We start from the raw sequence: 25,884 nt of genomic DNA, 5'->3' as shown, positions 1-25,884 counted from the left end.
CGCCTGGAAACGGCGGCTGGTTTCCGGTCCCCCCGAAGTACGGATGCGGTCGTTCTTACATTCATCCGTACCGCACCGAGGACGAGGACGTCCCCATGCGTCACTCGGTTCCCGGTGGTTTGCATGGCGCACAGACTACGCACCGTCAAAACCTCCCTAGCACCGAAGTTCACCCCAAATCAGGCAACTTGCTTCCTACGAATCGGTGATGTGACCCCGTTCACGATGCCCCCTCTTGTCGCATGCGACGGACCGATCTATCGTGCTGATGTATCGAGTCGATACATCAGCTCGGCATAAAGACCGTCACGGCAAGACCGCGGCAGAGAGGAGGCGACGATGAGCCGGCGTTCCGGGATCCTCGAGTTCGCCGTCCTCGGCCTGCTCCGCGAGTCCCCGATGCACGGCTATGAGCTGCGCAAACGCCTCAATACGTCACTGGGTGTGTTCCGTGCGTTCAGCTACGGGACGCTCTACCCCTGCCTCAAGACGCTGGTCGCCAGCGGCTGGTTGATCGAAGAGCCGGGGAACACCACCGAGGACGCGCTCGCGGCGCCACTCTCAGGGCGTCGCGCCAAGATCGTCTATCGGTTGACGGCCGAAGGTAAGGAACATTTCGAGGACCTGCTCTCGCAGACGGGTCCCGACGCGTACGAGGACGAGCACTTCGCCGCTCGCTTCGCCTTCTTCGGCCAGACGTCACGGGACGTACGGATGCGGGTCCTCGAGGGCCGCCGCAGCCGTCTCGAGGAGCGCCTGGAGAAGATGCGTGCCTCTCTGGCACGCACTCGGGAGCGCCTCGACGACTACACCCTTGAGCTCCAGCGCCACGGAATGGAGTCCGTGGAGCGCGAAGTGCGCTGGCTGAACGAGCTCATCGAGAGCGAGCGGGCCGGACGGGACCAGCAACGTCCCGGATCGGACGGCTCCGCTCAGCAGGACAGCACATCTGGGGAGTCGGGCGGCCTGCCCCGGCCCGGGGACGTTCCCGGGCCGGATCCGTCCGATGACACTGCCACGTGAAGTCCCCTCGGGGCTTCACCGAGTACACACAGGGAGCAACCGGAATGGGTTCGGTTCGCGTAGCCATCGTCGGCGTGGGCAACTGCGCCGCCTCGCTGGTACAGGGCGTCGAGTACTACAAGGATGCCGATCCGGCGTCCAAGGTGCCCGGCCTGATGCACGTCCAGTTCGGCGACTACCACGTGGGTGACGTCGAGTTCGTCGCCGCCTTCGACGTCGACGCGAAGAAGGTCGGCCTCGACCTCTCGGACGCCATCGGTGCCAGCGAGAACAACACCATCAAGATCTGCGACGTCCCGAGCAAGGGCGTCACGGTCCAGCGCGGTCACACCTACGACGGTCTCGGCAAGTACTACCGCGAGACCATCGAGGAGTCCGCCGAGGCCCCGGTCGACGTCGTCCAGATCCTCAAGGACAAGCAGGTCGACGTCCTCGTCTGCTACCTGCCCGTCGGCTCCGAGGACGCGGCGAAGTTCTACGCCCAGGCCGCCATCGACGCCAAGGTCGCCTTCGTCAACGCTCTGCCGGTCTTCATCGCCGGCACCAAGGAGTGGGCGGACAAGTTCACCGAGGCGGGCGTCCCGATCGTCGGCGACGACATCAAGTCGCAGGTCGGCGCCACCATCACGCACCGTGTGATGGCGAAGCTGTTCGAGGACCGCGGTGTCCGCCTTGAGCGCACGATGCAGCTCAACGTCGGCGGCAACATGGACTTCAAGAACATGCTGGAGCGCGACCGCCTCGAGTCCAAGAAGATCTCGAAGACGCAGGCCGTCACCTCGCAGATCCCGGACCGCGACATGGGCGCGAAGAACGTCCACATCGGTCCCTCGGACTACGTGGCCTGGCTGGACGACCGCAAGTGGGCGTACGTCCGCCTCGAGGGCCGTGCCTTCGGTGACGTCCCGCTGAACCTGGAGTACAAGCTCGAGGTCTGGGACTCCCCGAACTCGGCGGGTGTCATCATCGACGCCCTGCGCGCCGCGAAGATCGCCAAGGACCGTGGCATCGGCGGCCCGATCCTCTCCGCGTCGAGCTACTTCATGAAGTCGCCGCCGGTCCAGTACTTCGACGACGAGGCATACGACAACGTCGAGAAGTTCATCAAGGGCGAGGTCGAGCGCTAAAACGCTTGATGTACCGCTCTGTTGAGGGTCCCCGGGTCGCAAGCCCGGGGACCCTCCTCGTATGTGAGGCTGTGCCCCATGGCTGTCGTGCGTGACCTGCGCGTCCTCCTGCGCTTCGGGAACTTCCGGCGTCTGCTCGCCGTCCGGCTGTTGTCGCAGGGTGCCGACGGCGTCTATCAGGTCGCGCTCGCCACGTACGTCGTCTTCTCACCGGAGAAGCAGACCTCGGCGGCGGCGATCGCCTCTGCCATGGCGGTCCTGCTGCTCCCGTACTCCCTCGTCGGCCCCTTCGCCGGCGTCCTGCTGGACCGCTGGCGGCGCCGCCAGGTCTTCCTCTACGGAAACCTGCTGCGGGCGGTGCTGGCCGCCCTGACGGCCGTCCTCATGCTGAGCGGCGTGCCGGACTGGCTCTTCTACGTGTCCGCCCTGTGTGTGACCGCGGTCAACCGGTTCGTCCTGGCGGGCCTGTCCGCCGCACTGCCTCGGGTCGTCGACTCCGAGCGCCTGGTGATGGCCAACTCGCTGTCGCCCACGGCCGGAACGCTCGCCGCGACCGTCGGCGGCGGACTCGCCTTCGTCGTCCGCCTGGTCGCCTCGGACTCCGATGCGGCGGTGGTCCTCGTCGGAGCGGCCCTCTACGTGTGCTCCGCACTCGCCTCGCTGCGTCTGGCACCGGAACTTCTGGGACCCGACCGGGAGTTGGTGCATCCACGGTTGAAGGCGGCACTGGTCGGCACGGCACACGGCCTGACATCAGGCGTACGTCATCTTGCCGAGCCCGCACGACGGGAGGCCGCCCGGGCCCTGGCCGCGATGACGCTGATGCGGTTCTGCTACGGCGCCCTGACGGTCATGGTGCTGATGCTCTGCCGGTACGCCTGGTCGTCGGGCTCGGACGACGACGGGCTCGCCCTCCTGGGCCTGGCCGTGGGGATCTCCGGAGCGGGCTTCTTCGCCGCGGCGGTACTGACCCCGGCGGCGGTCGGCCGGCTCGGGCCCAGCGGCTGGATCATCACTTGCGCCGCATCCGCCGCGGTCCTGGAGCCGGCGCTCGGGCTGCCGTTCGCCGAAGTTCCCATACTGGTCGCGGCCTTCGTCCTCGGCCTGACCACCCAGGGAGCGAAGATCGCCACGGACACCGTGGTCCAGTCCTCCGTCGACGACGGCTTTCGTGGCCGGATCTTCGCCGTCTACGACGTTCTGTTCAACGTGGCCTTCGTCGGCGCCGCCGCGGTGGCCGCGCTGATGCTGCCTCCTGACGGCCGCTCAGCCCCGCTGGTGGTCACGGTGGCCGTTATCTACGGGGCAGTTGCTGCGGCTATGGCCCGCTTTGAACGGCAGTAAGTGTCACATCAATGCCACAGAGCCCCTGTGGGCTACAGAGTTGTCAGTGGCGGCCGGTAGCTTACGTGCGTCTTATTTCGCGCCACGCGCTCCTACGTCCGAGGGGGACCCTCAAAGTGACCACTCCGCCGCCCCAAGGCCAGAACCCGTTCGCACAGGGGCAGCCGCCTCAGGGCCAGAACCCCTACGGGCAGCCCCCGAGTGGGAACCCGTACGGCCAGCCGCAGCCCGGAGACCCGCAGCAGTCTCCGTCCCCGTACTTCAACCAGGGTGCGCCGGTTCCGCCGCCGGCCGCTCCGGCGCGTAGCGGCTTCAAGAAGTACCTGCGGTTCATCATCCCCGTGGCCGCGCTGTCCATAGCCGCCGGCACCTACTTCTTCGGTGGCGACGACGCCACGAAGCTCCAGGCAGGCGACTGCCTGCGCAACACGGGCTCCGACTCCAACGCCACGGTCGAGAAGCTCGACTGCAGCGACTCGAAGGCGACCCACAAGGTTCTGGCGAAGAAGGACGGCTCCAGCCTGGCGCAGCTCGCCTGCCAGTCCGTTCAGGGCACCACTGCGGCTCTCTCCTGGAAGGAAGGGTCCGACTCCTTCGTGCTCTGCCTGGCAGACAACAAGTAGGAGCGGTGCGGACGCGAGGGGCGTTGTTTCACGTGAAACAACGCCCCTCGTCATGTCCGGGCCCGGGAGAGCGGGTCATGTTTCACGTGAAACATGACCCGCCGCGCGCCCTCAGTTCTGTGCGGCCCACCACTCCTTGAGCGCCGACACCGCTGCGTCGTGCTCCATCGGTCCGTTCTCCAGGCGCAGTTCCAGCAGGAACTTGTAGGCCTGCCCGATGACCGGGCCGGGCGCGACGCCCAGGACCTCCATGATCTGGTTGCCGTCGAGGTCGGGCCGGATCGCGTCCAGCTCCTCCTGCTCCTGAAGCTGGGCGATGCGCTCCTCCAGGCCGTCGTACGCACGGGAGAGCGCGGTGGCCTTGCGCTTGTTGCGCGTCGTGCAGTCCGAGCGGGTCAGCTTGTGGAGGCGGTCGAGGAGCGGGCCCGCATCCCGCACGTACCGGCGGACCGCGGAGTCCGTCCACTCCCCGGTGCCGTAACCGTGGAAGCGCAGGTGCAGCTCGACCAGACGCGAGACATCCTTCACGAGCTCGTTGGAGTACTTGAGCTCGGTCATCCGCTTCTTGGTCATCTTGGCGCCCACCACCTCGTGGTGGTGGAAGGAGACCCGGCCGTCGTCCTCGAAACGACGCGTCCGCGGCTTGCCGATGTCATGCAACAGTGCGGCCAGGCGCAGCGTCAGGTCGGGACCGTCCTCCTCCAGCGCCATCGCCTGCTCCAGGACGATCAGCGTGTGGTCGTAGACGTCCTTGTGCCGATGGTGCTCATCCCTCTCCAGGCGCAGCGCGGGCAGCTCGGGCAGTACCCGGTCGGCGAGCCCGGTGTCGACGAGCAGCGTCAGTCCCTTCCGCGGGTGCGCGGACAGAACCAGCTTGTTCAGCTCGTCGCGCATGCGCTCGGAGGAGACGATCTCGATGCGCTCGGACATGGCCTTCATCGCCGCGACGACGTCCGGCGCCACCTCGAAGTCGAGCTGCGCGGCGAACCGCGCGGCCCGCATCATCCGCAGCGGGTCGTCGGAGAAGGAGGCCTCGGGTGTGCTCGGAGTCCGCAGAACACGCGCGGCAAGATCGTCGAGCCCGCCGTGCGGATCGATGAACTCCTTCTCGGGGAGCGCCACGGCCATCGCGTTCACCGTGAAGTCACGGCGCACCAGGTCCTGCTCGATCGAGTCGCCGTACGAGACCTCGGGCTTGCGCGAGGTCCGGTCGTACGCCTCCGAACGGTAGGTCGTCACCTCGATCTGGAAGCTCTGGCTGACGTCTCCGACGCGGGCGTCCTTCTGCCCGCCGACCGTGCCGAAGGCGATCCCGACCTCCCACACGGCGTCCGCCCAGGGCCGCATGATCTTCAGTACGTCCTCGGGCCGGGCGTCGGTCGTGAAGTCCAGGTCGTTGCCGAGCCGGCCGAGGAGGGCATCCCGGACCGAGCCGCCGACGAGGGCGAGGGAGAACCCGGCCTCCTGGAAACGGCGGGCGAGCTCATCGGCGACGGGGGACACCCGCAGCAGTTCGCTCACCGCGCGGCTCTGCACCTGATTCAGGGCACTGGGATTGTCTTCGTTGGCGTTCGGCACAACAGAAAAGGGTACGTGGCCCGGACCCCCGCGGGCGCCTCCATTAAACGTGCACGGACACCTTCCCCCGTCCCTGCGGAGGCCTCGCCACTGATAGGCAGACATAGTGGGACAGCACGGTCCCGTCCCCGATCTTGTGGACCGGACCGCGGCACTTACCCTCAGCGCGCATCGTTACCATGCGTGGACGCACATTCCGACGACCACTGACGACGACGAGGGACGGGCGAGCGCGTGGCCGAGGCGGCAGACTTCCAGGGGATGACTCCCTCACCTGCCCGCCGCTGGCTGCGGCGCACCGGGGCGCTGCTGGCCGCGGCTCCCCTGCTGGCCGGCTTCTGCCAGCTGCCCGTGGCGCCGCCCGCGCAAGCGGCCGAGCGAAGCGCCGCAGCGGAGGTCTCCGGCTCCCGTACGGTCGATGTCTCCCTGGACACACTCAGCCCCCGCGTGCCCTCCGACGGGGACACGCTCACCGTCTCCGGCCGGATCGTCAACAAGGGCAAGCAGACGATCACCGACGCGCACGTCGGTCTCCGGGTGGGCCCGACGATGGGCGGTCGCTCGGCGATCGACGACGCCGCACAGAGCAACCCGTACGCGGGCACGGACGTCGGCGGCAAGTACGTCGCGAAGTTCTCCAAGCTGGCGCCGGGTGTCCCGCAGACCTTCAGCATCTCCGTCCCCGTCGACAAGCTGCCCCTCTCCTCCGACGGCGTCTACCAGCTCGGTGTCACGCTCACCGGACGGACCGCCGCCGCGGCGTACGACCAGATCCTCGGCATCGAGCGGACCTTCCTGCCGTGGCAGCCCGACGCGGCGGACACGAAGACCCGCACCACATACCTCTGGCCGCTCATCTCCACCTCCCACATGACGGCCGAGACGGGTTCGAACGAGCAGCAGACCCCCGTCTTCAAGGACGACGACCTGGCCGCGGAGATCGCCCCCGGAGGGCGTCTGCAGCAGCTCCTCGCGCTCGGCAAGAACCTCGACGTCACCTGGGTCGTCGACCCGGATCTGCTGGCGTCCGTCGACGCGATGACCCGCAGCTACCGCGTCCAGGTGAACGGCTCCAGCACGACGACCACGGCTGGCACGCACCAGGCGGTGGCCAAGCAGTGGCTCTCCGAGCTGGAGAACACGGTCGAGAACGAGGAAGTCGTCGCCCTTCCCTTCGCCGACCCGGACCTGGCGTCGCTGGCCCACAACGGAAAGACCGCCACCGGGTCGCTCAGCCGTCTCAAGGACGCCACCACGGTGGCCGCGACGACGGTGGAGTCGATCCTCCACGTGACACCCAGCACGGACTACGCCTGGCCCGCGAACGGCGCGATCGACCCCTCGATCGTCAAGGTCGCCACCTCCGCCGGGGCCGACACGGTGATCGCCCGCAGCGACAGCCTCAAGGAGGCCGGAAGCCTGCCGTACACGCCCTCCGCGGCGCGTCCGATCGGCGGCGGCACCACCGCGGTGGTCGCGGACGCCCGTCTGTCGACGGCGTTCCAGGGCGACATGACGGTGGCGGGCAACTCCACGCTTGCCGTGCAGAAGTTCCTCGCCCAGAGCCTGATGTTCTCGCTCCAGGTCCCGGCCAAGCAGCGCAGCGTCGTGGTCGCACCACAGCGCATGCCGACCGCCAGCCAGGCCCAGGCGATGGCACAGGCGCTGACGGCGCTCCAGGACGGAAACTGGTCGCAGTCGGCGGACCTGTCCGCGGCCACCAAGGCCAAGCCGGACGCGGGCGCTACCACACGGGTCCCGTCGGCGGCGTCGTACCCCTCGTCGCTGCGCAAGCAGGAGCTGCCGCAGACGGCCTTCGATCAGATCGAGCGCACACAGGACGACCTCGACAGTTTCCAGGTGATCCTCGCGGACAAGTCCCGCGTGGTCACCCCCTTCGGACGGGCCATGGACAGGTCGATGTCCACCTCCTGGCGCGGCCGTAGCACCGATGCGACGCTCTACCGCGACGGTGTGGAGGCGTACCTCACCCGGCTCACCGAGAGCGTCGGACTGATCGAGAAGTCCGAGGCGAAGCTGTCGGGCCGCAGCGCCACGATCCCCGTGACGGTCCAGAACAACCTCGTCCAGGGCGTCGATCACCTGACGCTACGCCTGACCTCGACCCAGCCGAGCCGCCTCAGCATCGGCGACGGCGCCTACGACGAACAGCCCGTCGCTGTCTCGGGCGGGCACAGCCAGTCGGTGAAGTTCACCACCAACGCCCACGCCAACGGCCGGGCGGGAGTCGTCGCCCAGCTGTTCACGGAGGACGGCCGGCCGTACGGTCCCGAAGTCGCCTTCGACGTGAAGGTCACCGAGATCACCGCCACGGTGATGCTTGTCATCGCCGGTGGTGTCCTGCTGCTCGTGCTCGCCGGGTTCCGGATGTACACGCAGCGCAAGCGCGCGGCCGCCCGCCAGGCCACGCAGGAGTCCCAGAACGCCCAAACGGACGGCGAGGACGAGGACGCTCCCGAAGCATCCGAAGCCGAGTCGGGGGCACACGAGCCGGAGCACCCGAGTGACCGTTCACCGGACACCGCATCGGAAATCACGGACCCGTCCGGCACTGGTGAGAGAGTGGACCGTTGAGCGATGTCGCGGCCGGTGGGCCCGGGGACGATGAGGTGGGGTAACCATGAACGCGCCGTACGACGGTGACCGCGGTCAGGGCGCGGGCGGCTCCGGCTACCCCGACGACCCGCCGCAGGGCCCGCCGGAGCCCGGCGAGGTGCCTCCGCAGCCCGCACCCGACGTGTACCTCCAGGACGCCTACGCTCAGGACCCCTACCGGGCGCAGGATCTCGCCGCCCAGGACCCCGTCACCGAGGCCCTCTACGACCGCGCCGCGCATCCCCCGCCGCCGCCCGGCACCTACCAGCCGCAGCCCCCGCTCTACGCTCAGCCGCCCCAGTCCCCGTACGCCCCCGACCCGCGCGTGTGGGCCCAGACCCCTGCCCCCGAGCCGGAGGGCCCCACCCAGTACCTGCCGTACGGTGACGACCCCCGTACGACCCAGTTCGTGGGCGTCGACGACCTGGTGACCCAGGCCGGCGAGCAGCGCCATGAGCCGGACGCCTTCGCTCATCTCTTCCGGGACCAGCAGCAGGGCGGCGCATACCCGCCCGCGGGGGGTCCGCCCAGCGTGCCGTCTCCTACGCCGGAACCGGCTCCGGCCGCCGAGCCGCCTTCGACGCCCCCGCCCGCACCCGCGCCGGCGGCCGCGAAGAAGTCCGGTGGCCGTGCGTCCGGTCTGCTGAAGTCCAGTGCGGTCATGGCGGCGGGCACCATGGTGTCCCGCCTCACCGGCTTCATCCGCTCCGCACTGATCGTCGCGGCGCTGGGCGTCGGCCTCCTCGGCGACACCTTCCAGGTCGCCTACCAGCTGCCGACGATGATCTACATCCTGACCGTCGGCGGCGGCCTCAACTCCGTCTTCGTACCGCAACTGGTGCGCGCCATGAAGGACGACGAGGACGGTGGTGAGGCATTCGCCAACCGGCTGCTGACCCTCGTCGTCGTGGTTCTCGGCGCGCTCACCGTGCTCGCGGTGCTCGCCGCTCCGTTCCTGGTCCGCGTGCTGTCGACGCCGGTCGCCGGAGACGCTGCGGCCAACGACGTCGCTGTCACCTTCGCCCGTTACTTCCTGCCCACGATCTTCTTCATGGGCATCCACGTGGTGATGGGCCAGATCCTGAACGCGCGCGGAAAGTTCGGCGCGATGATGTGGACCCCGGTCCTCAACAACGTCGTCATCATCGTGACGCTCGGCCTGTTCATCTGGGTGTACGGCACCGCGGAGAACTCCGGCATGAAGGCTTCGACGATTCCGCCGGAGGGCGAGCGGCTGCTCGGCATCGGCGTTCTCCTCGGCCTCGTGGTCCAGGCTCTCGCGATGATCCCGTACCTCCGGGAGACCGGATTCCGGCTGCGGCTGCGCTTCGACTGGAAGGGCCACGGGCTCGGCAAGGCCGCGATGCTCGCCAAGTGGACGGTGCTCTTCGTCCTCGCCAACCAGGCAGGCGCGATCGTCGTGACCCAGCTGTCCACCGCGGCGGGCAAGGATTCACCGGTCGACGGCACCGGCTTCGCGGCCTACGCCAACGCCCAGCTCATCTGGGGTCTCCCGCAGGCGATCATCACGGTCTCCCTGATGGCGGCACTGCTGCCGCGGCTCTCGCGTTCGGCCCATGAGGGCGACAGCGGCGCGGTCCGCGACGACATCTCCCAGGGGCTGCGTACGACCGCCGTGGCGATCGTGCCGATCTCCTTCGGCTTCGTCGCGCTCGGCATCCCTATGTGCACGCTGATGTTCGGCTCCTCCGGGACCAGCGAGGCGACGAACATGGGCTACATGCTGATGGCCTTCGGCCTGGGCCTGATCCCGTACTCGGTGCAGTACGTAGTGCTGCGCGCCTTCTACGCGTACGAGGACACCCGGACCCCCTTCTACAACACGGTCATCGTGGCCGCCGTCAACGCCGGGGCCTCGGCCCTCTGTTTCTTCCTGCTTCCCCCCCGCTGGGCGGTGGCGGGCATGGCCGCGTCGTACGGTCTTGCCTACGCGATCGGCGTCGGGGTCGCGTGGAGCCGGCTGCGCAAGCGGCTGGGCGGCGACCTGGACGGTGGCCGGGTTCTGCGCACCTACGCACGGCTCGGTATCGCGTCGGTGCCGGCCGCACTGCTCAGTGGTGCGGCCTGCTACGGAATCGGCCACACACTGGGACAGGGCGTCGGCGGCTCGTTCGCCTCCCTGCTCGGCGGTGGTGTCGTACTGCTCGGTGTCTTCTACGTCGCGGCGCGGCGGATGCGCATCGAGGAGCTGAACGGAATGGTCGGCATGGTCCGCGGGCGCCTTGGGCGCTGAGACGGGGGTAGGCGCACAACCATCGTGCGCGACCGCGTGTCGTGCATAGGGGCGGACTGTGGGCACAATTGGCTTTGGCGTCGGACAGCGCGCAATGGATGGGGAGGCAGGAACGACGGTGGTGGAACGGAGCACGGCTGCCGTCGACGTGGCAGACAACAGCGGCGACGAGCCGCTGACCGCGAAGGCGGACCAGTCCACGGCCGACGGGGTGGCCCAGAACCGGGAGCGGGACACGGACAGCTCGGAGAGCGAAGAGGAACAGGGGAGCGGGGGGAACGAGAGCCCTGGCAGGACCTCGCCGCCCGAGCTGCACAGCGGTCACAAACTCGCCAGACGCTACCGCCTGGAAGAGTGCGTCACCCGTGTGGACGGTTTCAGCAGTTGGCGTGCGGTGGACGAGAAACTCCGCCGCGCCGTCGGTGTGCACTTGCTGCCCGCCGACCATCCACGAGCGCGCTCCGTTTTGGCGGCGGCTCGTTCCTCCGCCCTCCTGGGCGATCCCCGGTTCGTCCAGGTCCTGGACGCGGTCGAGGAGAACGACCTCGTCTATGTGGTGCACGAGTGGCTGCCGGATGCCACGGAGCTGACAGCGCTCCTGGCCGCCGGCCCGCTGGAGGTGCACGAGGCGTACCAGATGGTCAGCCAGGTCTCCCAGGCGATGGCCGCCGCACACCGTGAGGGGCTGGCGCATCTGAAGCTGACCCCTGGCGCCGTGCTGCGCACCTCGTCCGGGCAGTGGCGCATCCGCGGCCTCGCCGTGAACGCGGCGCTGCGCGGCATCAGCTCCGACACCCCCCAACGCACCGACACGGAGGCGATCGGCGCGCTCCTGTACGCCACGCTCACCCAGCGCTGGCCGTACGAGGACGACGCCTACGGCCTCTCCGGACTGCCCAAGGGCGTGGGCCTCATCGCCCCCGACCAGGTACGGGCGGGTGTGCACCGGGGTCTTTCAGAGCTCGCGATGCGCGCGCTCGTCAACGACGGCGCGACCGCTTCCCGCCAGGAGCCTCCGTGCACCACGCCGGAGGAACTGGTGAAGGCGGTCGGCGAGATGCCTCGCATCCGGCCGCCGGAGCCCGCGTTCACGGCGCCGCCGGACTACCAGCGCACCACGTATCAGCAGGGCAACTACGGCCGCCCCTCGTCCCACCCGGGGGCGACCCAGCCGGTGCCGACTCCCCTGCCTCCGCTACAGACCCGTACCGGCAAGGCCCTCAAGTGGGCGGTGTCCGCCCTTCTGATCGCCGCGCTCGGTCTCGGCAGCTGGCAGTTGGCCGACGCGCTCATAGAGCGTGGCGGCAAGTCCGACGACACGGACCAGACGCAGCCGACGGACGGGAACGACAAGGGCTCCAAGAAGACGACCAGCAAGCCGGTCGCTATCAGCAGTGCCCGTGACTTTGACCCCTTTGGTGACGGATCCGAGAAGCCGTCGGACGTGGACAAGGTCTACGACACGAGTACCGGCACCTACTGGCAGACAGACTTCTACGAGAGCGCCGACTTCGGGCGGCTGAAACAGGGCCTCGGAGTCATCCTCGATCTCGGCAAGGTCCAGCAGGTGGGGAAGGTGTCGGTCTCCTTCGTGGGGGACACCTCCGTGGAGCTTCGCGCCCCCTCAGGGGATACAGGTTCGGAGCCTCAGACCTTCACCGGTTACACCAAGGTCGCCGAGGGCTCTGGTACGAACGTGACACTCAAGCCCAGCGAGTCCCTCAAGACCCGCTACCTTCTCGTCTGGCTGACTAAGCTGCCGTTGACGGACGACGGTAAGTACCGCGGCAGGACGGTTGACGTAAAGGTGACCAGCTGAGGGTTCCTGGGTCTTCGAACATGCCCGATGGAAGTTCCTGACTTGGTGTGCGGACTCAGGCATCCCCGAAGTCCGCACCTTCGCCACCGCCATCGACCGATGGTGGCCCGACGCCGCGATCCTCGACACCGGTCGCGGCATCTGCCAGGAGCGAGGGCATCAGCCGCGTGCCCATCACGTTCCAAGACCTGGCTTCATGGTCGATCAACGAATGACAGAGCGGGCTTCTGCCAGTATCTTTCGATGAGCTTCGGAGAGCAGATCCAGATCCTTGCGGTCTTTTTTGATCATGATCCTTTGGATATCGGATTCCTGACTGCTCCAGATCTTTACCAGGTCGGTTTGAAGCTTGCAGTCGACGTCCACCTTTGCAACGGAAATCTCACGCTTCGTGATTTTACTCCTGGAGTTCTCGGGCGCTCCGAGTGCCTGCAGGGGCGTGCTGTACGACAACCCACTCCGTTTCATGCACTCTGACCAGGCACTCGTCGCCGCCACTACCTTGGGCGAGCCGAGAGACTGCTCAAAGCTTCCCGAAGCAATAGACCGAGCCACCTCCGCACCTTTCTCGTAAGTATATTTTCCGCGCAGGGCTCCCTTGGCGTAGCCCAGGCAGCCACCTATCGGGACTTTCACGCCGTTCACCTCCGTATCCCCTCCAGGCCTTCCATTGAGGGCCACAATTTCCTCCTCAGAAAGACCGATATCACTTACAGCAGAATCCTCGGGAAAGTGGTAGCCATATTCCGATACCACATCAGGGTTCAGCACGCCGTACCGACGATTTGTCCCCGGGATGTACTCGGCAGGAGAATCGGAGCTTTTGGACCGGTATGTCAAGTCGTACTTCCGCATGCAACTGCCTGCGAGATTCCTCTCCGCCTTTGAGATCACGTACATCTGCTGCGGGGTGAACGAGTAATCCCCGATGGGAAGTTTCAGATACTCCTCCAGAGGTGAGACTTCAGCCAATCCGACCGTCTTGGAGTCGGTTTCGGGCACCGACGGCGAAGAGGAAGGGGATGAGTCCCCTCCCTCCCCTCCACATCCGGAGACACATATGAGCACAGTGCAGGCCAGCATGGTTGCCTGCGCCCTTCGTGTGCTGTTTCCTGTCATCGATTCTCCTTTGAGGTTCACATAGCAAGTGCCGGACGCATCATGCTCGCGTCCGGCACCCGACCGTTCTTCAGGATTCCCTAGAACTGGTAGCAAATACCCGAAGACTGACTTCCATCGAATATCTTCAGGGAAGCATTGTTGTTGTAGGTGTTGCGCAGCTGGTTCGCCTGAGCCTGCTTGGAGCCCTGTGCCCAGAGCTCGTCGCAGGATCCGCCCTGATTGCTATTGTAGTAAATTGCCGCAGTCTCGTCCGTGGTCTTCGCGATAAAGAAAGCCGAAGCGGCATTGTTTTTGACCGAAAGCCCCTTGCCGCTACCACTCGTGGCGAAATTGTAGCCAGCCAGGTTATTGATCTTTCCGTAGCCAACAAAGTTGGCCGCAGAACCATTGAAGTTTGAGTTGTAGTAGAAGACCAGACACGGATAGGCGCCGCTGCAGTCAGCCCCCGTGTACGTCGTTGCGCCCGCTTGAGGAACGGCGACGAGCGAAAGCGAAACGGCTGCCACACCGACGGCCGCCACTCTCTTGAAAAGCTTCATTCTTCCCCCTCCATTGATCACAGAGACAATCATGATCATACAGTTATTAGCGTTACATCATCAAGGCAAGGTAGGGAAATCTTGAACGTACTCTCGGTCGCACGTGCCGTGTGTCACCACACCTTTCATGCCTGCTTCCCGTGTAACAGGGCTTCCGCGCTCACCCGTTACCCATCGCGTTCTTCCGGCTGAGTCCGTAAGGTTGACCCGAGGGAGGGGCTAATGGCAGAAGGCGCCGGATATGGCGAAGCAAGGGATGAGGACCTCCTCGCCCGTCATGTCGAGGGCGATCCCGATGCCTTCGGCGAGATCGTGCGGCGTCACCGTGATCGGCTCTGGGCGGTGGCGCTGCGGACGCTGGGCGACCGCGAGGAGGCCGCTGACGCCGTCCAGGACGCCCTCGTCTCCGCCTACCGGGCCGCCCACACCTTCCGAGGCCAGTCGGCCGTCACAACGTGGCTGCACCGGATCACGGTGAACGCCTGCCTGGACCGCGCACGCAAGGCGGCTTCCAGGAAGACGTCCCCCGTGGACGACACGGAACGGCTCGAACAGCTCCTGGAGCCTCACGAGTCGGCCTCCGCTCCGGCCGAGCGCAACGATCTGCACCGCGAGCTGTTGGAGGCACTGGGCACTCTGCCTCCCGACCAGCGGGCAGCCCTCGTCCTGGTGGACATGCAGGGCTACCCCGTGGCGGAGGCGGCCAGCCTGCTCGACGTGCCGACCGGCACGGTCAAGAGCCGCTGCGCGCGTGGCAGAGCCAGACTTCTCCCGCTGCTCAAACACCTGCGTACGGACAGCGGGAGCGACAGAGCGAGCAAGAAGTCGGGTGAGGGACGGAACCGCACGCAGGGGGCATCCGTCCCACCCGCAGCAGGAGAACACGATGGACCAAGCGATTCAGCTGCTGTGAAGGGCGGAGGTGGGCGAGCGTGACATCCACGACTGACAAAGCCGGGCACCCGGACGTCGAGGAGATCTCCGACCTCACCGAAGGTCTGCTCCCTCCCACCCGCACGGTGGACGTGCGACGGCACCTGGTCGACTGCACGCTCTGCGCCGACGTCTACGACTCGCTGGAGGAGATCCGAGGCCTGCTCGGCACGCTGCCAGGCCCGCCCCGGATGCCCGACGATGTCGCGGGACGCATCGACGCGGCTCTCGCCGCTGAGGCCCTGCTGAATGCCACGGTTCTCGAAGACGACGCCACAGGCGCCCTCGCGTCCGTCGGCGCTTCGCGCCCGCTGCCCGATGAGGGCGACGACGACGGCAGGCATGTTTCACGTGAAACATCGACTGCGGCGGACCGTCCCGCGGGACGCCCTCGCGCGGCCACCGGCCCGGGCCGCGCGAACCGCCCGCGTCGTGCACGCCGCAGGACTGCGGTCCTGAGCGCCATGTTCACGGCCGCCGCGCTGGGACTCGGCGGTCTGCTGTTCCAGTCGCTGGGCAACAACGCCTCGGACAACGACTCTCCGTCGGTGTCCCCCGAGCAGAGCGACTCCGCGAATACCTTCGCTGAGGGCAAGCTCAAGGGCCAGGTCGCGGATCTTCTCGCCAAGGCCGACAAGAAGAAGGACAGCGGCCCTCGCACCTCCAACCCGTACGGCAGCCAGTCCACCGAGGGGCCGCACATCCTGAACACGCCCTCCGTCTCGGTTCCCGGGTGCATCACACAGGGAATCGGTCGCGACGCGGAACCGCTCGCCTTCAAGGAAGGTTCCTACGAGGGCAAGGAGGCGTATCTCGTGGTCCTGCCCGACGTCTCCGACACCACACGCGTCACGGCCTACGTCGTGGACTCCGCCTGTGTGGACAAGTCGTCGATCTCCGTCGGCAAGGTTCTGCTGGAGCACACCTACGCGCGGAGCTGAGCCGGCCCGGATCCGCCGCGGAGCGTCCTGAGCACCTCTGTGTCATCCCTGGCGTCCCCGCACGGTGACGCGTCTTCGTGTGCCCGGACACAGTGGGAATGCGCGCCCCTTAGGATCCGTTGGGTGGGGTGAGGGTTCTGAGAGAAGCTCCCACCAGTCGTACGAAGCAGTCTCCAGAGACGAGGAATCAACCCGTGAGCGACGTCCGTAACGTGATCATCATCGGCTCCGGGCCCGCCGGCTACACGGCGGCGCTCTACACCGCGCGCGCGTCGCTTAAGCCGCTGGTGTTCGAGGGCGCCGTCACCGCAGGCGGTGCGCTGATGAACACCACTGAGGTGGAGAACTTCCCCGGCTTCCAGGACGGCATCATGGGCCCCGAGCTCATGGACAACATGCGTGCGCAGTCCGAGCGCTTCGGTGCCGAGCTGGTACCGGACGACATTGTCGCCGTCGACCTCAGCGGTGAGATCAAGACCGTCACGGACACGGCAGGCACCGTGCACCGGGCGAAGACGGTCATCGTCACCACGGGTTCGCAGCACCGCAAGCTGGGTCTGCCCAAGGAGGACGCCCTCTCCGGACGTGGCGTCTCCTGGTGTGCGACCTGTGACGGCTTCTTCTTCAAGGACCAGGACATCGCCGTGATCGGCGGAGGCGACACCGCCATGGAGGAAGCGACCTTCCTCTCCCGGTTCGCCAAGTCCGTGACGATCGTCCACCGTCGGGACACCCTGCGCGCCTCCAAGGCGATGCAGGAGCGTGCCTTCGCCGACCCGAAGATCAAGTTCGTCTGGGACAGCGAGGTCGCCGAGATCCAGGGCGACCAGAAGCTCTCCGGTCTGAAGCTGCGGAACCTGAAGACCGGCGAGACGTCCGAGCTGCCCGTCACCGGCCTGTTCATCGCGATCGGCCACGACCCGCGCACCGAGCTCTTCAAGGGCCAGCTCGACCTGGACGGGGAGGGCTACCTCAAGGTCGAGGCACCCTCGACCCGCACCAACCTGACGGGTGTCTTCGGCGCCGGCGACGTCGTCGACCACACCTACCGCCAGGCGATCACCGCGGCCGGCACCGGCTGCTCCGCCGCTCTCGACGCCGAGCGCTTCCTCTCTGCCCTCGCGGACGGCGAGGCCGCCGCGGAGCCCGAGAAGACCGCTGTCTGACCCCCTTCCCGCCCCACCGCACCAACCAGTTAAGGAGCCCGCCGTGGCCGGCACCCTCAAGCACGTGACCGACGATTCCTTCGAGCAGGACGTTCTCAAGAGCGACAAGCCCGTCCTGGTGGACTTCTGGGCCGCTTGGTGCGGTCCGTGCCGCCAGATCGCTCCGTCCCTCGAGGCGATCGCCGCCGAGTACGGCGACAAGATCGAGGTCGTCAAGCTCAACATCGACGAGAACCCGGGTACGGCCGCCAAGTACGGCGTCATGTCCATCCCGACCCTGAACGTCTACCAGGGTGGCGAGGTCGCCAAGACCATCGTCGGTGCCAAGCCGAAGGCCGCGATCGTGCGGGACCTCGAGGACTTCATCGCCGAGTAGTTCAGCAAGCCGCCCGCTGCAGGCAGCGATGTTTCACGTGAAACACGGATGGGCCAGCCCGAACGGGCTGGCCCATCCGCATGTATGGCCACTGGCGCAGGCGCCTTGCCGACAGGCCCGAGAGCGCGCGCCCTACAGCGGGCGCAGCACCGGCTCCTTCTGTACCGCCCCCAGCAGCCGGTCGAGCGCCAACTCCACGTCTTCCTTCCAGGAGAGCGTCGTACGCAGCTCCAGACGCAGTCGCGGGTACGTCGGGTGCGGCCGGACCGTCTTGAATCCCACGGCCAGGAGATGGTCGGCGGGCAGGACGCAGGCCGGCTCCTTCCAGCGGGCGTCTCCGAAGGCCTCGATCGCTTTGAAGCCCCGCCGGAGCAGATCCTTGGCGACCGTCTGCACCATCACGCGTCCGAGTCCCTGTCCCTGAAAGCCAGGGGTGATGAAGGCCGTCATCAGCTGGACCGCGTCAGGGGAGACCGGGCTCGTGGGGAAGGCAGTCGCCCGCGGCACATAGGCAGGCGGAGCGTAGAGCACGAAGCCCGCCGGTACGTCATCCACGTACACGACCCGGCCGCAGGATCCCCATTCGAGCAGGACGGCGGAGATCCACGCCTCTTTCTCCAGCTCGGGTGTTCCTGCCTTTACCGCGGCCTGACCGCTGACTGGGTCCAGCTCCCAGAAGACACACGCGCGACAGCGCTTGGGAAGGTCCTGAAGGTTGTCCAGCGTGAGCGGTGCGAGCCGGCGCCCCATGAAGGCAGTTCCTCACTTTCCTCGCCCGCAGCGTCGCGAGCGGCTGTCAGAGCGCTCCGTTCCCTGAGCAGGCTGCCGACGAACCCGCCGACCGCGCCGAGCCCCAGGCCCGCGCTCACCAGTCCGGTCCGGCTCACCGTTCGCATGGCCCCTCGCCTCCCCATAAAGGTGCTGCCAGGTGGATGCGCCATACCCGAACGCATCGTATCCACGATGCGATTCCATCGATACCGCCTGAAAGCAAAGAGCGGGCCGTGTTCCGGTACACACCGGACACGGCCCGCTCTGCTGGTCGGCTGGTCGTAATCGACCGGCCGACCCAGGCCTCAGGCTTCCGTCTCCTCGGAGTCGTCGTCCAGGAGGCTCTTCTGCAGAACCGGTCCCTCACCCGGGGCGAGCGAGCCGAGGATCCGCTCAAGGTCGTCCATCGAGGCGAACTCGACGGTGATCTTGCCCTTCTTCTGGCCGAGGTCGACCTTCACCCGAGTCTCGAAGCGGTCCGAGAGACGGGTCGCGAGGTCGCTCAGCGCCGGGGAGAGCCGCGTGCCGGCTCGCGGCCCCTTGGAGCGTGTGGCCGACTGCGGCCGCGACCCCATGAGCGTCACGATCTCCTCGACCGCTCGCACCGAGAGCCCCTCGGCCACGATCCGGTGAGCCAGTCGGTCCTGCTCCTCCGAGTCGTCCACGGAGAGCAAGGCTCGCGCATGTCCGGCGGAGAGCACCCCGGCGGCCACGCGGCGCTGGACCGACGGCGACAGCTTCAGCAGACGCAGGGTGTTGGAGACCTGAGGGCGCGACCGCCCGATCCGGTCGGCCAACTGGTCGTGCGTGCAGTTGAAGTCCTTGAGGAGCTGGTCGTAGGCGGCAGCCTCTTCCAACGGGTTCAGCTGAGCACGGTGCAGGTTCTCCAGGAGCGCGTCCAGGAGAAGCTTCTCGTCATCCGTGGCCCGCACGATCGCCGGGATGGCCTCGAGCCCCGCTTCACGGCAGGCCCGCCAACGCCGCTCGCCCATGATGAGCTCGTAGCGCGCCGGACCCATCTGCCGTACGACGACGGGCTGGAGAAGGCCTACCTCCTTGATGGAGGTGACGAGTTCAGCGAGAGCGTCCTCGTCGAAGACCTCACGGGGCTGGCGCGGGTTCGGGGTGATGGAGTCGAGCGGCAGCTCGGCGAAGTATGCGCCGACGGGTGCCGACGGAGCCTCCCCGAATACGCTCGCCGACGACTCCTCTGTTTCATGTGAAACATGGGCTGCCGGAAGTGCGGCCACCTTGGCCGCCGCCACCCCGCGCTCTGCGGTGAGCACAGGCACGGCTCCCGGCGATGTGGACCCGCCGCCCATCGCGGGTGGTGCCGCCTTCTCTCCTGTCGGTGCAGCCGGGATCAGTGCGCCGAGACCACGGCCCAACCCCCTCCGTCGCTCGCTCACTGGATCCCCTCCACCATGCTCTGTTCGTTGTGTGCGCCCATGTGGGCATGCTGCGCGTCGTAGGCCACTCCGACGCCGCGCAGCGCGATCTCTCGTGCCGCCTCCAAGTAGGAGAGGGCACCGCTCGACCCCGGGTCGTAGGTCAGCACCGTCTGACCGTAACTGGGGGCTTCGGAGATACGGACCGAGCGCGGAATGCTCGTCCGCAGCACCTCGTCGCCGAAGTGGCTGCGCACCTCGTCGGCGACCTGGGACGCGAGGCGGGTCCGGCCGTCGTACATGGTGAGCAGGATCGTCGATACATGCAGGTTGGGGTTGAGGTGCCCCCGCACCAGATCGACGTTGCGCAGCAGCTGGCCCAGGCCCTCCAGCGCGTAGTACTCGCACTGAATCGGGATGAGTACCTCGGCACCGGCTACAAGAGCGTTGACCGTCAGGAGGCCCAGCGACGGCGGGCAGTCGATGAGGATGTAGTCCAGCGGCTGCTCGTACGCCTGGATCGCCCGCTCCAGCCGGCTCTCTCGTGCCACCAAGGACACCAGCTCGATCTCCGCACCGGCGAGATCGATCGTGGCAGGTGCGCAGAAGAGACCCTCGACATCAGGTACTGGCTGGACAACCTCGGAGAGTGGCTTGCTGTCGATCAGCACGTCGTAGATCGAAGGAACTTCGGCGTGATGGTCAATGCCCAGCGCAGTGGAGGCATTGCCCTGAGGGTCGAGGTCGACCACCAGGACGCGCCCACCATGCAGAGCGAGCGAAGCAGCAAGGTTGACCGTGGTCGTGGTCTTGCCCACCCCGCCCTTCTGGTTGGCGACCACCATCACGCGGGTTTGGTCAGGCCGTGGCAGGCCCTCGCCGGCGCGGCCGAGAGCCTCCACCGCCAGTTGGGCAGCACGACCGATGGGAGTGTCGTCCATCGGGGGCGGTGTTTCACGTGAAACATCCTCCCCCATCGACTCGGTACGGGGACCGGGGACCGGATCGGTCATCGGTCCCGCGATGTTGGCGTCGGACCGCAAGGATTCACTCTCCTCGACTTCAGGCTCGCAATGAACAGAGCCTCCCATGTCTTCGGGGTCGTGAACCAGCGAGGCCCGTTGTTCTGTGGAGAAATCCACCTCTGTGGACAACTCCGTGCCCTCTCTGGGGGACGCATTGCCGCCACGAGAGGGTCTTTTTCCGAAGGATCCCAGGGATCCAAGAGGGTTTCGGTCGCGGGGTTCGGCCGCGGCGCGTCCGCGACTGATGATGCCGTGCAGCAGTGAGCGACGTTTCACGTGAAACACGATGCACAGCGCGCGCGACCGCGACCGCGCGACACTCCGGCATGCGTAGGTTTGGCAGCTTGTGTGGAGTACGTCTCGTCGTCAGGACGGATCAGTCAACGAGCCTCCGACCCGACAACAGACATCCCGAATGAGTCGCTCTCCTCGGGAATCGGTCAGCGACGCCTACGGGTCCGCCCCGTCCGGGCCGCCTTCGCCCGCTTGGCCGCGAAGCGCACGCCGCCGGGACTCTCACCGACCTCGACGCGTACCACCGTGGCGAGAGGATCCACCACACCTTCACCGACGTGAAGCACGGAGATATCCACGGCGCCCAGCTTGCTCAGGGCGGCCCCGGCGTTCTTGACCTCTTCCTCAGCGGTGTCGCCTTTGAGGAGGAGCATCTCTCCGTACGGACGCAGCAGCGGCACGCCCCAGGCCGCGAGGCGGTCCAGCGGCGCCACGGCCCGCGCTGTCACCACGTGGACCGGAGGCAGCTTGCCAAGGACCTCCTCGGCGCGGCCACGGACGACGGTGACGTGGTCGAGACCGAGCAGCTCGACGACCTCGGTGAGGAAGTTCGTCCGCCGCAGCAAGGGCTCAAGAAGCGTGATCTTCAGGTCAGGGCGGACGAGGGCGAGCGGGATACCCGGCAGTCCGGCACCGGAACCGACATCGCACACCGTCACGTTCTCGGGAACGACCTCCGAGAGCACCGCACAGTTCAACAGGTGCCGTTCCCAGAGGCGAGGCACTTCACGGGGGCCGATCAGACCCCGCTGCACTCCGGCGTCCGCCAGCAGTTCCGCGTAACGAACCGCGTCTGCGAAGCGATCGCCGAATACCGCCCGGGCCTGCTCGGGCGCAGGGGGAAGCTCCGCTGCCTCCGTCACGGGGAACCGTCCTTCCGTACCGCTTGAGCGCACTGCGCGCTGACTACCAGGACTATCAGGAACCATCGGGGACTATCAGGCTGACAAAGTTCGGCCCCGCCTGCGAACACAGACGGGGCCGGAGAACGACGTGCTGGATCAGGCGGGGAGCACGACGACGAAGCGCTGCGGCTCCTCGCCCTCGGACTCACTGCGCAGGCCCGCGGCCTTGACCGCGTCGTGCACCACCTTGCGCTCGAAGGGGGTCATCGCCTTCATCTTCACGGGCTCACCGGAGCTCCTGACCTCGGCCGCGGCCTTCGCGCCCAGCTCGGAGAGTTCCTCGCGCTTCTTGGCGCGGTAACCCGCGATGTCCAGCATCAGCCGGCTGCGGTCCCCGGTCTCCCGGTGCACGGCCAGCCGTGTGAGCTCCTGGAGGGCTTCCAGGACCTCACCGTCGCGACCGACCAGCTTCTGCAGGTCACGGCCGCTGGAGTCGCTGATGATCGAGACCGCCGCGCGATCGGCCTCGACATCCATGTCGATGTCGCCGTCGAGATCGGCGATGTCCAGCAGACCCTCGAGGTAGTCGGCCGCGATCTCGCCCTCCTGCTCCAGGCGGGTCAGGGTGTCGCCACCCTCAGGGGCAGCGGAGGTGGTGCCTTCCGTCACGGGATGGACTCCTTCTTACTTCTTGGACGGGGACTTGGGCCGCTGCGGGCCCTTGCGCTGTCCGGACTGGGCCTTGCTGCGGGTGCCACCGGACGCGGACTTGCCGCCCGCCGGCTTGGGGCCGGGCTTGGCGTCCTCAGGTTCGTCGGACTTGCTGAGTGAGGTCTTCGGCGCGGACTCGTCCGCCGCCTTGGTACCGCCATGAGCAGCGCCCGACTGACGCTGGGACTTGCTCTGCCGCTTGGGCTGCTGACGCTTGGGAGCAGCGCCGCCCGTCGCCGGGGTGCCGTCCTCGGTCTCGACCACCGTCGAGGCCTCGCTCTTCACCACGGTGCCGTCGGCCTGGGCCGCCAGGCCCGCCTTGGTCAGGCCGTTGATGAACTTGCGCTCGAAATCGTTGCGGTCGCGGCCCTTGGCCACGATGGCCTTGACGATGGCCTTCTCACCGCGGCCGCGCGTCTTGCCGTGCTGCGTGACGCGCTTGTGCAGGCGCTCCAGGTAGGAGGCCTGAGCCTTGGAACCCGGCGTCGGGTTGTTGTGGATGACGTACATCTGCTGGCCCATGGTCCACACGTTGGTGGTCAGCCAGTAGACGAGGACACCGACGGGGAAGTTGATACCGAAGACGGCGAACATGATCGGGAAGACGTACATCAGCATCTTCTGCTGCTGCATGAACGGCGTCTTCACCGTCGTGTCGACGTTCTTCGTCATCAGCTGGCGCTGCGTGTAGAACTGCGAGAACGACATCAGGACGATCATGATCGCCGTGACGACACGCACGTCGGTGATCGTGGAGCCCAGTGCCTGGACCTTGGCGTCGCTGTCCGTGAACTTCGCGGCCAGCGGAGCCCCGAAGATGTGCGCCTTCTGCGCACTCTCCAGCAGCCGGTCGTTGATCACGCCGATGGTGTCGTTCGACGCGATGCTGTTGAGCACGTGGTACAGGGCGAAGAAGAACGGGGACTGCGCCAGGATGGGAAGGCACGAGGAGAGCGGGTTGGTACCCGTCTCCTTGTACAGCTTCATCATCTCTTCGGACTGGCGCTGCTTGTCGTTCTTGTAGCGCTCCTGGATCTTCTTCATCTCGGGCTGGAGCGTCTGCATCGCCCGGGTCGCCTTGATCTGCTTCACGAAGAGCGGGATCAGGCAGATACGGATCAGGATCACCAGGGACACGATGGACAAGCCCCAGGCCCAGCCCGTGTCGGGGCCGAAGATGGCGCCGTACACCGAGTGGAACTGGACGATGACCCAGGAAACGGGTGTCGTGATGAAGCTGAAAATACTGGCAATCGTGTCCACTAATCAGGCTCCTTGAGCATGGGACGGGGTCTCGGCGGCCGGGCTCGAGGGATGGTTGGACATACCGTGCCCCTCGGTGGCCGGTTCGGCGGCGGAGGTCCCGCCCTTGCGTGCACGCCAGGCGTTACGCAGCATTTCGTGCCACCGCGGGCGCTTGCGCGGCGGGACATGGTCCACACCGCCCAGCGACCACGGGTTGCACCGCAGGATGCGCCAGGCGGTGAGTGCCGTTCCCTTGATCGCACCGTGACGGTCGATGGCTTGGTACCCGTAGTGGGAGCACGACGGGTAGTACTTGCACACCGGCCCGAGCAACGGGCTGATGGTCCACTGGTACAGCTTGATGAGAGCCAGCAGTGGGTACTTCATCGCGCGCCCCCTCCCAGTAGCCGCTCCAGGGCGGCGTCCAGGTCTCGGGCCAGCTGTGCATGGTCGGCGTCACCCGCACCGGGCAGCGCTCGTACGACTACCAGGCTACCGGGGGTCAGCAGGGCCACTCGGTCACGCATCAGATGGCGAAGCCGGCGCTTCACCTTGTTGCGTACGACGGCCCCGCCGACGGCTTTGCTGACAACGAAACCCGCACGCGTCGGGGGAGCGCTCTCCCCAGGCGCGTGCGGGTCCGTTGCACCGCTACGTAGATGAACGACGAGAAGCGGGCGTCCGGCCCGGCGTCCTCGGCGTACCGCGGTCGCGAAGTCCTCGCGCCGCCTCAGCCGATGCTCGGTAGGCAGCACGTCATGACCTGTTGGTGATCAGGCGGACAGGCTGGCGCGACCCTTGCCACGACGGTTCGCGAGAATCGCGCGGCCGGCGCGGGTGCGCATCCGCAGGCGGAAGCCGTGGGTCTTGGCGCGACGACGGTTGTTCGGCTGGAAGGTGCGCTTGCTCACTCGGGGGCTCCAGAAGAAATCGGTAGTTTCGGGGTGCCGTCTTGGCTGTCACCGTGCGCCCACGAGTAGCTCGCTTACGCCCGAGTGCACCGCTTCCCGATCACTCTTCGCGATCTGTGCCCATCGGAGGCAGGCGGCAGCAGCCATCGACAACTCGACCTGGTTACGGTACGCGCGGCTACGCCATCCGGTCAAACCAGCGCTGCCCGGGAGACACTATCCACAGCCTGGGGACAACAACTTGAACCGCATGGGTCGCCCTGACTACCGTGGCTGGACTCCGGTTCGTTCCCTTCTCCCTGCTCCATCTGGTTCGTGCCGTCCGCCCCAGCTGCTTCGTTCCACCCGCCCACCCGAGCTTCAACCCAATCCGTCCCAGGAATCACACGTTCGTGGGACCCGTGAGAGAGCGTGCCCTGTGGCTGACGTACCTGCCGATCTTGCCGCAGTGTGGCCACGAGTATTGGAGCAACTTCTCGGTGAGGGGCGTGGGCAGGGTGTCGAGACGAAGGACGAGCACTGGATCAAGCGCTGCCAGCCGCTGGCACTCGTAGCGGACACCGCGCTGCTCGCGGTCCCCAACGAGTTCGCGAAGGGTGTCCTGGAAGGGCGCCTGGCGCCGATCGTCAGCGAGACCCTGAGCCGCGAGTGCGGCCGCCCGATCCGTATCGCGATCACCGTCGACGACTCCGTCGGCGAGAGTCCGGCCCCGCCGGCGCCCACGCAGTCGCAGCAGCGCTACGACGAGCCCGAGCGGCACTCCGCGCAGGGCCGTGACGGATACCGGGGGTACGGCCGCCACCGTGCGGACGACCACATGGACGACCACCCGCAGGGCCGTCCCGACCAGCAGCAGCCCCGCGGGGACCAGCTCCCGACCGCCCGTCCCGCGTACCCCGACTATCAGCGCCCCGATCCCGGCGCCTGGCCGCGGCCCTCGCAGGACGACTACGGCTGGCAGCAGCAGCGGCTCGGCTTCCCGGACCGGGATCCGTACGCGTCGCCTTCCCAGGACTACCGCCAGCAGCCGCCGGACCGCTCTCCCTACGACCAGCAGCGGTCCGACTACGAGCAGCAGCGGCCCGGGTACGACCAGCCGCGCTCCGACTACGACCAGCGCCCGGACCGCCGCGACCGTCGTCCCGAGCCGCCGTCGCAGCCCGGCACCGGGCATGTCCACCGCGGCGGACCCGTCGGCTCGAATCTGCCCGCCTCCAGTGGCGCCCCGGGCCC

The 25,884-nt window shown here is 67.2% G+C and carries 23 protein-coding genes and 1 pseudogene; 12 read left to right on the top strand and 12 right to left on the bottom strand.

Annotated features, from left to right (window positions below):
* Positions 1-339: 339 nt before the first annotated feature.
* The 4 genes from O3Q52_RS12365 (at position 340) to O3Q52_RS12350 (ending at position 4,117) form a co-directional block, all read left to right on the top strand.
* Positions 340-1,023 (top strand): PadR family transcriptional regulator, encoded by a 684-nt coding sequence (locus O3Q52_RS12365; RefSeq protein ID WP_269648823.1) that lies wholly within the window; start codon positions 340-342, stop codon positions 1,021-1,023.
* Positions 1,024-1,067: 44 nt separating this feature from the next.
* Positions 1,068-2,150: an inositol-3-phosphate synthase gene (locus O3Q52_RS12360; RefSeq protein ID WP_269648822.1), complete on the top strand. Its 1,083-nt coding sequence runs from the start codon at positions 1,068-1,070 to the stop codon at positions 2,148-2,150.
* A gap of 78 nt (positions 2,151-2,228) precedes the next feature.
* Positions 2,229-3,494, top strand: a complete 1,266-nt coding sequence (locus tag O3Q52_RS12355; protein ID WP_269648821.1) for an MFS transporter — start codon at positions 2,229-2,231, stop codon at positions 3,492-3,494.
* Between the two features lie 116 nt (positions 3,495-3,610).
* Positions 3,611-4,117 carry a hypothetical protein gene (locus O3Q52_RS12350; RefSeq protein ID WP_269648820.1) on the top strand — a complete coding sequence of 169 codons (507 nt, stop codon included), beginning with the start codon at positions 3,611-3,613 and terminating at the stop codon, positions 4,115-4,117.
* A gap of 111 nt (positions 4,118-4,228) precedes the next feature.
* On the opposite strand, the gene O3Q52_RS12345 is transcribed toward O3Q52_RS12350, so the two are convergent.
* On the bottom strand, positions 4,229-5,695 hold the full coding sequence (locus O3Q52_RS12345; protein WP_269648819.1) for a CCA tRNA nucleotidyltransferase: 1,467 nt from the start codon (positions 5,693-5,695) through the stop codon (positions 4,229-4,231).
* 234 nt (positions 5,696-5,929) lie between these two features.
* Here O3Q52_RS12345 and O3Q52_RS12340 point away from each other — a divergent pair, with 234 nt between their 5' ends.
* The 3 genes from O3Q52_RS12340 (at position 5,930) to O3Q52_RS12330 (ending at position 12,384) form a co-directional block, all read left to right on the top strand.
* Positions 5,930-8,290, top strand: a complete 2,361-nt coding sequence (locus O3Q52_RS12340; protein WP_269648818.1) for a DUF6049 family protein — start codon at positions 5,930-5,932, stop codon at positions 8,288-8,290.
* A gap of 46 nt (positions 8,291-8,336) precedes the next feature.
* Positions 8,337-10,565, top strand: coding sequence for a murein biosynthesis integral membrane protein MurJ (gene murJ / locus O3Q52_RS12335; RefSeq protein ID WP_269648817.1), 2,229 nt, complete (start codon positions 8,337-8,339; stop codon positions 10,563-10,565).
* 118 nt (positions 10,566-10,683) lie between these two features.
* A complete protein-coding gene (locus tag O3Q52_RS12330) occupies positions 10,684-12,384 on the top strand; it encodes a protein kinase family protein (RefSeq protein WP_269648816.1) in 1,701 nt (566 codons plus the stop codon).
* A 204-nt stretch (positions 12,385-12,588) separates the two neighbouring features.
* Here O3Q52_RS12330 and O3Q52_RS12325 read toward each other — a convergent pair whose 3' ends face one another.
* A complete protein-coding gene (locus O3Q52_RS12325; protein ID WP_143641349.1) occupies positions 12,589-13,503 on the bottom strand; it encodes a hypothetical protein in 915 nt (304 codons plus the stop codon).
* 80 nt (positions 13,504-13,583) lie between these two features.
* A complete protein-coding gene (locus O3Q52_RS12320) occupies positions 13,584-14,045 on the bottom strand; it encodes a hypothetical protein (protein WP_143641350.1) in 462 nt (153 codons plus the stop codon).
* Between the two features lie 222 nt (positions 14,046-14,267).
* Between O3Q52_RS12320 and sigM the strand changes: the two genes are divergently transcribed.
* The 4 genes from sigM (at position 14,268) to trxA (ending at position 17,461) form a co-directional block, all read left to right on the top strand.
* The gene (gene sigM, locus O3Q52_RS12315; RefSeq protein ID WP_269648815.1) at positions 14,268-14,981 is read left to right on the top strand and encodes an RNA polymerase sigma factor SigM; all 714 of its coding nucleotides are present in this window, start codon (positions 14,268-14,270) and stop codon (positions 14,979-14,981) included.
* Positions 14,978-15,919, top strand: coding sequence for an anti-sigma factor (locus O3Q52_RS12310; RefSeq protein ID WP_269648814.1), 942 nt, complete (start codon positions 14,978-14,980; stop codon positions 15,917-15,919). The genes sigM and O3Q52_RS12310 overlap by 4 nt, the downstream gene beginning before the upstream one ends.
* 194 nt (positions 15,920-16,113) lie before the next feature.
* Complete coding sequence (gene trxB, locus O3Q52_RS12305; protein ID WP_269648813.1) at positions 16,114-17,085, top strand: thioredoxin-disulfide reductase; 972 nt, start codon at positions 16,114-16,116, stop codon at positions 17,083-17,085.
* A gap of 43 nt (positions 17,086-17,128) precedes the next feature.
* Positions 17,129-17,461 (top strand): thioredoxin, encoded by a 333-nt coding sequence (gene trxA, locus O3Q52_RS12300; RefSeq protein ID WP_143641354.1) that lies wholly within the window; start codon positions 17,129-17,131, stop codon positions 17,459-17,461.
* A 132-nt stretch (positions 17,462-17,593) separates the two neighbouring features.
* Here trxA and O3Q52_RS12295 read toward each other — a convergent pair whose 3' ends face one another.
* The 9 genes from O3Q52_RS12295 to rpmH all read right to left on the bottom strand — a co-directional run bounded on the left by O3Q52_RS12295 (position 17,594) and on the right by rpmH (position 24,651).
* A complete protein-coding gene (locus O3Q52_RS12295; protein ID WP_189841525.1) occupies positions 17,594-18,211 on the bottom strand; it encodes a GNAT family N-acetyltransferase in 618 nt (205 codons plus the stop codon).
* A gap of 326 nt (positions 18,212-18,537) precedes the next feature.
* Entirely contained in the window at positions 18,538-19,641 is a 1,104-nt protein-coding gene (locus O3Q52_RS12290) for a ParB/RepB/Spo0J family partition protein (RefSeq protein WP_269648812.1), read from the bottom strand.
* A complete protein-coding gene (locus tag O3Q52_RS12285; RefSeq protein ID WP_079052842.1) occupies positions 19,638-20,711 on the bottom strand; it encodes a ParA family protein in 1,074 nt (357 codons plus the stop codon). The genes O3Q52_RS12290 and O3Q52_RS12285 overlap by 4 nt, the downstream gene beginning before the upstream one ends.
* A 374-nt stretch (positions 20,712-21,085) precedes the next feature.
* Complete coding sequence (gene rsmG, locus O3Q52_RS12280; protein WP_269648811.1) at positions 21,086-21,802, bottom strand: 16S rRNA (guanine(527)-N(7))-methyltransferase RsmG; 717 nt, start codon at positions 21,800-21,802, stop codon at positions 21,086-21,088.
* A 138-nt stretch (positions 21,803-21,940) separates the two neighbouring features.
* The gene (locus tag O3Q52_RS12275) at positions 21,941-22,453 is read right to left on the bottom strand and encodes a R3H domain-containing nucleic acid-binding protein (protein WP_055611477.1); all 513 of its coding nucleotides are present in this window, start codon (positions 22,451-22,453) and stop codon (positions 21,941-21,943) included.
* 15 nt (positions 22,454-22,468) lie between these two features.
* Positions 22,469-23,758 carry a membrane protein insertase YidC gene (gene yidC, locus O3Q52_RS12270; protein WP_269648810.1) on the bottom strand — a complete coding sequence of 430 codons (1,290 nt, stop codon included), beginning with the start codon at positions 23,756-23,758 and terminating at the stop codon, positions 22,469-22,471.
* A 3-nt stretch (positions 23,759-23,761) separates the two neighbouring features.
* On the bottom strand, positions 23,762-24,127 hold the full coding sequence (gene yidD / locus O3Q52_RS12265) for a membrane protein insertion efficiency factor YidD (protein WP_055611475.1): 366 nt from the start codon (positions 24,125-24,127) through the stop codon (positions 23,762-23,764).
* The gene (gene rnpA / locus O3Q52_RS12260; protein WP_079052841.1) at positions 24,124-24,495 is read right to left on the bottom strand and encodes a ribonuclease P protein component; all 372 of its coding nucleotides are present in this window, start codon (positions 24,493-24,495) and stop codon (positions 24,124-24,126) included. Before rnpA ends, yidD begins: the two co-directional genes overlap by 4 nt.
* Before the next feature lie 18 nt (positions 24,496-24,513).
* On the bottom strand, positions 24,514-24,651 hold the full coding sequence (gene rpmH / locus O3Q52_RS12255; RefSeq protein ID WP_006381191.1) for a 50S ribosomal protein L34: 138 nt from the start codon (positions 24,649-24,651) through the stop codon (positions 24,514-24,516).
* 418 nt (positions 24,652-25,069) lie between these two features.
* Here rpmH and O3Q52_RS12250 point away from each other — a divergent pair.
* A pseudogene (locus tag O3Q52_RS12250) lies at positions 25,070-25,884 on the top strand (chromosomal replication initiator protein DnaA); the annotation flags it as partial.

This window comes from Streptomyces sp. ActVer, from assembly GCF_027270795.1.
Taxonomy (GTDB): domain Bacteria; phylum Actinomycetota; class Actinomycetes; order Streptomycetales; family Streptomycetaceae; genus Streptomyces; species Streptomyces umbrinus_A.
The sequence above is the reverse complement of the archived record's forward strand: the minus strand, read 5'-3'. Positions and strand labels throughout refer to the sequence as shown.

Excerpts from the sequence above, each read along its gene's own strand:
- O3Q52_RS12365 (WP_269648823.1), top strand. The coding sequence starts at position 340 with ATGAGCCGGCGTTCCGGGATCCTCGAGTTCGCCGTCCTCGGCCTGCTC.
- O3Q52_RS12360 (WP_269648822.1), top strand. The coding sequence starts at position 1,068 with ATGGGTTCGGTTCGCGTAGCCATCGTCGGCGTGGGCAACTGCGCCGCC.
- O3Q52_RS12355 (WP_269648821.1), top strand. The coding sequence starts at position 2,229 with ATGGCTGTCGTGCGTGACCTGCGCGTCCTCCTGCGCTTCGGGAACTTC.
- murJ (WP_269648817.1), top strand. The coding sequence starts at position 8,337 with ATGAACGCGCCGTACGACGGTGACCGCGGTCAGGGCGCGGGCGGCTCC.
- O3Q52_RS12325 (WP_143641349.1), bottom strand. The coding sequence starts at position 13,503 with ATGACAGGAAACAGCACACGAAGGGCGCAGGCAACCATGCTGGCCTGC.
- O3Q52_RS12320 (WP_143641350.1), bottom strand. The coding sequence starts at position 14,045 with ATGAAGCTTTTCAAGAGAGTGGCGGCCGTCGGTGTGGCAGCCGTTTCG.
- sigM (WP_269648815.1), top strand. The coding sequence starts at position 14,268 with ATGGCAGAAGGCGCCGGATATGGCGAAGCAAGGGATGAGGACCTCCTC.
- O3Q52_RS12295 (WP_189841525.1), bottom strand. The coding sequence starts at position 18,211 with ATGGGGCGCCGGCTCGCACCGCTCACGCTGGACAACCTTCAGGACCTT.
- O3Q52_RS12285 (WP_079052842.1), bottom strand. The coding sequence starts at position 20,711 with ATGGGAGGCTCTGTTCATTGCGAGCCTGAAGTCGAGGAGAGTGAATCC.
- yidD (WP_055611475.1), bottom strand. The coding sequence starts at position 24,127 with ATGAAGTACCCACTGCTGGCTCTCATCAAGCTGTACCAGTGGACCATC.